General features: G+C 53.3%; 7 protein-coding genes. 1 reads left to right on the forward strand and 6 read right to left on the reverse strand.

Going from position 1 to position 6787, the window contains the following annotated elements; genetic code table 11:
- Nucleotides 1–11: 11 nt before the first annotated feature.
- On the reverse strand, nucleotides 12–746 hold the full coding sequence (locus tag YA0848_RS24475) for a metallophosphoesterase (RefSeq protein ID WP_060548093.1): 735 nt from the start codon (nucleotides 744–746) through the stop codon (nucleotides 12–14).
- Nucleotides 747–922: 176 nt separating this feature from the next.
- Here YA0848_RS24475 and YA0848_RS24480 point away from each other — a divergent pair, with 176 nt between their 5' ends.
- A complete protein-coding gene (locus tag YA0848_RS24480; RefSeq protein ID WP_093466079.1) occupies nucleotides 923–1399 on the forward strand; it encodes a helix-turn-helix domain-containing protein in 477 nt (158 codons plus the stop codon).
- A 52-nt stretch (nucleotides 1400–1451) separates the two neighbouring features.
- Here YA0848_RS24480 and YA0848_RS36160 read toward each other — a convergent pair whose 3' ends face one another.
- The 5 genes from YA0848_RS36160 to YA0848_RS24505 all read right to left on the reverse strand — a co-directional run bounded on the left by YA0848_RS36160 (nucleotide 1452) and on the right by YA0848_RS24505 (nucleotide 6677).
- On the reverse strand, nucleotides 1452–2648 hold the full coding sequence (locus tag YA0848_RS36160; protein WP_232925176.1) for a hypothetical protein: 1197 nt from the start codon (nucleotides 2646–2648) through the stop codon (nucleotides 1452–1454).
- Between the two features lie 132 nt (nucleotides 2649–2780).
- Nucleotides 2781–3614, reverse strand: coding sequence for a thymidylate synthase (locus tag YA0848_RS24490; protein ID WP_054895966.1), 834 nt, complete (start codon nucleotides 3612–3614; stop codon nucleotides 2781–2783).
- Nucleotides 3611–4117 (reverse strand): hypothetical protein, encoded by a 507-nt coding sequence (locus YA0848_RS24495; protein WP_054895967.1) that lies wholly within the window; start codon nucleotides 4115–4117, stop codon nucleotides 3611–3613. Before YA0848_RS24495 ends, YA0848_RS24490 begins: the two co-directional genes overlap by 4 nt.
- The gene (locus YA0848_RS24500) at nucleotides 4114–6186 is read right to left on the reverse strand and encodes a tyrosine-type recombinase/integrase (RefSeq protein WP_054895968.1); all 2073 of its coding nucleotides are present in this window, start codon (nucleotides 6184–6186) and stop codon (nucleotides 4114–4116) included. The genes YA0848_RS24495 and YA0848_RS24500 overlap by 4 nt, the downstream gene beginning before the upstream one ends.
- Nucleotides 6183–6677: a hypothetical protein gene (locus YA0848_RS24505; protein WP_232925177.1), complete on the reverse strand. Its 495-nt coding sequence runs from the start codon at nucleotides 6675–6677 to the stop codon at nucleotides 6183–6185. The genes YA0848_RS24500 and YA0848_RS24505 overlap by 4 nt, the downstream gene beginning before the upstream one ends.
- Between the last annotated feature and the right edge of the window lie 110 nt (nucleotides 6678–6787).

The raw sequence follows: 6787 nt of genomic DNA on the forward strand, positions 1-6787 counted from the left end.
CCTGTCAGGCTTCATACACTGACAACTAGGTCTGGCCGAAAGCCAGTTTCTTCGGTGGGATAACCACGAGGATTACTCACAAACCGGACGCCATTAACAACCTCATCCACAGCTTCGTGGGTATGGCCAAAGATCCATAGATCGATCTTGAAATCCATCAGGCCATCCCAATTGTTTCCATAGGCTGCTCGCAAGTGAGGATCGGCTCCTTGGTCACTCACGAACTTCATAAGAGGCGGATGGTGAGTCACAACTACACGTTTACCGTTGAATGGCAGAGACAGCTGAGCCTCTAACCACTCCTTCGTCTCTCGATTTCTCGCGATCAGGTCGTCAGGGCGCAAACGCCGATACTGTTCACCGACACGGATAGCGCGAAAGTCATTCAGTGAGTCACGAGCACACCAAGAAGCAGCTACTGGGTCTCCGGTCGCGGCCAGGCTTGTCCAAGCCGTAGCACAGAGAAACTGCACATCACCGTACTCTAAAACCTGATTTTCCAAGACGTGGACGTGCGCCTCAGCAGCGTCAAGCAGCTTGCTGTGAGTTCGATCTATATTCCCGCTGTAGTGCTCATGATTGCCCATGGCGTAGACGACAGGCGTACTGAAGGCCAGGCTGGCCCATCTGGCCCCCCTGGACTTCACGTGGATGTCGCCGGCTAATACGACCACGTCACAGTCCACCACAGGGGGGACGAAATCGGCGAACTCACAATGTAAATCAGACAGTATGTGAAGCTTCATCCCTAGCCTGCTGACGTCGACTTTCTAATAAATTGATCACTCCCTGGCCGGTCGCCCGGACGCGGCGAGGCTGTCATCTGTAGGCCCACGATAAACGATTGGCGCCATTATTGCCAACTTTCGATATTTATCGACGCATGACGCTGTGGCCCTATTCTTCGTTTTGAGCGCTCAGCATGCAGAACGAGATAGCAGCAATAGTCCGAGCTCTGCGCGACCTTAGAGGATCGGCCCAGGAGGAGCTCGCCGAGATCAGTTCCCAAGCCAATCTGTCGCGATTGGAGCAAGGGAAAACGCAGGTCTCTTTGGTCAAGCTGAGCAAGATCGCGCTGACCCTAGATTTCGACCTCGTGGCTCTGGTCGCACTGTGTCAGGCCCTCCAGGATGGGTCGTCACCTATCGATGTCATGGCGAAGGCTTCGCAGGATTTGGAGGGCTTCATAGCCCTGGGAGGCTTGCAGGGCCTGAAGAAGCACTGGGACGCTGGTGAAGGGCTGGTAAAGCGCACGCGAGGCAAACCCAGCAGTCCAGACCGAATCCGAGCTGTGCTAGAGCTCAAGGCCAGTGGCATGTCGAAGGCGGAGGTGAGTCGAGCGCTGGGTTTGCCTGAAGCGACTGTCAGGCGTTACTGGCTCAAAGAACTGCCTGGGTAGAAAGGGAGTTGTGGGGTACGAGCAGAGAAGCTCTCCACTTGTCCGATTCGATTTAGCGCGGCGGCAGATCCGTGAAGCGCAGCCTGGGATAGATCCGCCTTTCCTCAGCGCATTTGGAAATCTGGAAGAACGCTGACAGCAGTGCATCTTCCGAAGGGCAGTGGCGGGTCATGACCTCGAACTCGTTGTAATCGAACGCTAGGACGCGGACACCGACCTCATCCATGAACTTCAAAATCATGGTGCTGTATTCATCGTAGTTGTCGATAAAAAACTCTCTGACCACGACAACTCCCACTAGGGGGCGTGCAGCAAGATCAATGTCCAAGGGCGTGCCGTCCACAAGCGCCAAGGCTGGATTGCCTTCTCGTTTGATCGTTGAAATAGCGCCACGTAGTTGCTGAAGGCCGTTCTTCAACTGACCTATGGCCTTCTTTCGCTTTCTCTCAAGCGTTGTGTTCAACGTCGCTGGGGTATTGGGACTGTCCTTCGCCTGCAGCAGTAAAGTCACTTCATCGCCCATTACCACTACGTCAGCCAGCTCCTCGCCATCGGAGACCTTCAGCGGGCCATGGATGATCCGCTCGGAGGTATATGCCCGCTGGAGCAGATAGATGATATCCAGTTCCTGAAACGTACCCGGCTCAGTGCGCTCCAACTGTGTATTGGAGAAGCCTTTGGAACCTCGAAAGTCCTGGCGGGTAAGGTCGGTGATCAAATAGTCCGAAGGGAACAGATCCTCCTCTAGGAACACCGTTGTGGCACGAGCGTCGTCCTCATAGGTCGTGAGGCTGAACCATCTGTCCGCCCGCTCATACATCTTGGGCCAGTGATCTGCACCAATCGGGCTGAGTGTACCGAGCTCCTTGCGGAGCTGACCAAGCTTCGCCTGGGCCTTACAACTGAACAGCTCACGATTGTGCTCGTCGAAAAAGCACACACTGAACTCGTCAGGGAGGCTCTGCAGTGCCTCGGTGAGAGGGTCACCAGGGATGAGTGGGGTTTTGATCAATAGCGGGCTTTGTGGGTCATCAAAGCAGGCAGTGAGAAGCGTAAGTCCCATCGTTTCGTCTGCCTTGTATGGCGCGAGGTAAAGCTTCAGTTCACGCCTTTGCTGAGCGGCCAGGATCAGCTCTTTCCCTGCCTTGATTACCAGCACGGAGCCCTCAGGGCCTTCAACGATCCATAACCCACGGGCTAATACAGCGATTTGCTGAAGCGCTTGTGGCTTCATGATCGTGAGGTACATGTGAACTCCTTGGCGGTTGCCTGAGTGCGTCCTGCATAACCTGAAGCCTAAAGCGATGAGGCTAGGCCTAGACTTGCCATTCAACACCCGCATCCTGGCCAACCAAGATTGGCTAACCAGGCATCGACTCAGTTAGATCGATACAGGAGCGGGGATATGAGGATGTGGGTCATAACCCACAATCTCAAAGTCTTCAAACTTGTAGTCGTAGATTCTGTCTGGCTTACGATTGAACTGCAACTTAGGCAGAGGGCGAGGCTCGCGAGTTAGCTGCAACTTTACTTGCTCAATGTGATTCAAGTAAATATGCGCATCACCCATAGTAACGACAATTTCGCCAACACCCATATCACACTGTTGAGCAAGCATATGAGTTAGAAAACTCGCCCCGGCTAAGTTGTACGGATTCCCAAGCAGCAGATCACTCGACCGGATATAGAGGTGTGTCGACAACTTATTGTTAGCCACATAAAACTGATAAAGCAGATGGCACGGCGGTAATGCCATCTTTCCGTTACGCGCATTTTCTTGAGGGCTGACAGACTCATCTGGCAGGTACTCGACATTCCATCCATGGAACAGAATGCGACGGCTGTTCGGGTTCGTTTTAAGCGTGTTAACAACGTAGTCGATCTGGTTGATGGTTTTGCCATCCTTAGTCGGCCACGCAGTCCACTGCTTACCATAAACCGGCCCAAGATCGCCATCCTCGGTTGCCCACTCATCCCAGATTTTGACACCATTCTCCTTGAGCCATTTGGTGTTGGTATCACCATTCAAGAACCAGATCATCTCATTGATGATGCTCTTGAAATGCAGTTTCTTCGTGGTCAGCAGTGGGAAGCCATCTTCCAGGTTGTGGCGGAATTGACGACCAAACACGCTCAGCGTGCCTGTCCCTGTGCGATCGCCTTTCTCGACGCCGTTCCCCAGCACGTCGGCCAGCAAATCGTGGTACATCTTCATTTCGGATCCTCTAGATTTACGCTGACCATATGCAGCGCATCACGCAATTTCTGAATTTCAGTATCCCGCTGCTTGAGCTTGGCCGTGAGCTCGGCATTTTGATCCACGTAGTAGGCCCTGGACTCAATGACACCGGTCAGCCGCTTATCAAGAGTCGCATACGAGCTCTCAACATCCTGATACCTATTGAACCAATAAAGCACTTCCAGTCGGCTCTTTTCAAGCCGTTGCATCAGAATGGTCTTGGGATCTTGCTTCTTCTCAGCTTTGACCTTCTGAACCATCGCCTCAACGATGCGGCTTTCCTTGATGGCCTCAAGCTTCTCCATCGGCCACCCCCGCATCCTGATGGTATTGCGATGGATCCCTGTGATGCGACTGAGCTCAGCAACCGTAGGCTTCAGCGATTTATCGGAGGCAATCTGGAGGATGCCTTCGGCTAGCTGCTCGGTATTTTTCTCGAAGTCGAGCTTATTCCGAGAATCAAAAGCTTGGGTGGTCATAGCTCAACCTCTTCTCCCAGATACTCCAGGACTCCTCTAGCTTCCTCCATCGCAGCACGAAGCTCCTCTTCCGTGCTTGCGGACGACGGGGAGCTCAACGCAAGGCTGTTCGAGACATAAATTTCTCGCCACTTAGGCGCATGCACTTTGGTGACGACAGCGTTCTTACAGCGATTAGGGTTGCAGCGCAAAGTCCCGATGCAAGGCAGGGAGTCGTCGTGAGCCTCCCGCTGACCGCCATAGCAAAACCCTTGCCCAACGTTGATGATCGCCAAGCGTTTCTTTGCCATCTGAGCAATGACCTGTTCTTTCGTGTACCCAGCGGCCATGTAGCCGTCGAATACCTTTTTCATCCGAGCTTTATGGCTCTCGGCATTAGGCCCGGCGTAGTTGCCATCAGGATCGCAGTAGCTTGTGATGTACTCTTCCTCAGCTACCTGACTAGGCGTCTTGCCACCAGATCGGCCACCCTTTGAAAGGATCTCCGCAATTGCGCCGTACCCGAGCGAAACGGCGCTGAACGATTGGTTTTGTCCTGCTCCACCGATAAGGTCACCAAAATGCTTCAACTGGTGTGAAATGAACGGGAGGCCAAGCTCAGCCCTTGCCATTTGGTAAGCCAATGTGTGCCGTAAGGTGTAGGGCGAAAACTCAAGAGACTCAAACTCTTCGTCCGTCAGGATCTCCTTAAAGAAGGAACTGAACTGAACTGAGATCCCAACTGAGCTCATAGAGGCCGGCTCCGCTCCCTGAGCGACCGTGTCCACATTTGAAAACAGATACGGGTTCTGTTTGACCTTGGCGATCAGGCAGGCCGCACGAATGGCGTCGCGCACGATAGGAATTGCGACCCATTTGTCATCAAACAACTTGGCAAGTCCTTGACGGTGTTTCACCACGTTGCTGATGAGCAGCCAGTAGTCATTCTCTTTTTCCATGCAGGACTCCACCAAGATCTCAGAGAGCTCGGAGGGTCGCATTCCCGTGTACTGCGCCACGAGATAGCACGCACTGTAAGAAATAAAGTTGATGTACCGACGAAACTCATCATCCAGGGGCACTTTGGTAAGCTTAAGCAAGGTCTCTGGCGCTTTGAAGTCGTGCTGCCTGTTTCCCGATAGAAAGTCTGGGCGAACAGCACCAATCGCCGCCCCCATGGCGCTGGAGTCATAACCCTTGCGTCGAAGCCGTAGGGCCACGTAAAGGTCGTAATTGTAAGGCGTCAATCTCTGGCTCTTGGCCGATGAGTAACCTTTAGCGTTCTGACGCGTTAGAGCGATCAGGTCGTTCACCGGCTCGCCCAGTACGCTCAGGAAGTCGACGACGGCAAATGAGGCTTCGCGAGAGGCCTTCTCGAATACATCGTTGGGAAGAATCCGATACGTTTTTTGAGACTCGTCTACCCGCTTAAGCACCTTCGCCCAAGGCAACGAGTCAAGCTCAACGTAGGGCAGAGGCTTATCAAAAATCTGTTCCAAGAGGAATGGCGACCTAATCGCTGTGAAAAATCTCTGAAGCTCAGGGCCGAAAGCGTGGGGGTGTACGAGAGCGGCGGTACGATACATCCCTGCATCAAAGTACGAGAGGCCATGGTAACCGACCTCGAAAAACTCACCCGTCAGGATTTCCCGCGCCTGTCCTGACATTGTGTTAACAAAGCTGAGCCCCGCCTTGAAGCAGGAGATGGCAGTATTGGCCTTGATGTTCCTTGCGGAGCTTGTCAGCGATTGCAGGCTGGCCGGCATCTTCAGCCAGCAGTACATCGCCACCTTTACCTCAAGGACTGCTGACTGGTTGACCAATGGGAAACTCCCGAAATCAAGCCTCAGCTTGGCACCCTGGATGTTCCTGGCTGCGTTCGGGTAGTCCTCGTTGAAGTCCCAAATGGGATCACCCAAATCTGACGTTTTGCTGACCGGTAGCGCCAAGAGCGCGTTGTACCAAGACAGCGCCTCAACTGGCACAGCGCTAGACTCGCCAACATCTTTCTGCAGGCCCAGCAGCAGACCATGAGCGGCCATACGCCATTTTTTGAAGGCTGCAAATTCAGGAATGATGGATTCGCTCACAGAGTTACCCCCTCTGTCAGGATATCGACCTGCAGGTTTTCAGAAAGGCGCTCGGCTTTAGCCAGCTCATTTGCTGAAAAATCAGATGTCTCCGGGTCAAGGATGCTGTTGAGCACGTCAAGGTTATCCAGGATGACGGTGCCGTAGGGCGTATCGAGCACCCGGTTTACCTCAATCATCCGCTGGTAATCGCGACGGCGAGCAAAGAGCTCCGGCAGGTGCGAAACCGTGATTATGCTGTTACTGCACGAGAGGCACTTGTTGAACAGCGTGCACGGCTTGCTGGGGTCGTAGTCCTTCAGATTTTTGATGAAGTCTGGCGGGTCGTACACGTTCATGCATGTGACCGTACCAGTTTCCATGGGCATGCCTTTTGGGGTCGACTCGATGGTTTTCGTTGGGATGATCGTCACCGACTCGTCCATCGTTTCTTGGTGCATCTCACGGAGCACTTTATTCAACATCTTCCGCGCCATCGGGTTAAAATCCATTTGATCAAGGTACGCCATAGTGGTGCTAATGTTCTTATGCCCGGCGGTTTCAGGAGCTGAGTGCAACACGGTTATTGAATTGAAGCTGGAGCATCATGCCGCATAGCCAT

The sequence above is a fragment of the Pseudomonas sp. S4_EA_1b genome (assembly GCF_016307435.1).
GTDB classification, from domain to species: domain Bacteria; phylum Pseudomonadota; class Gammaproteobacteria; order Pseudomonadales; family Pseudomonadaceae; genus Aquipseudomonas; species Aquipseudomonas rhodesiae.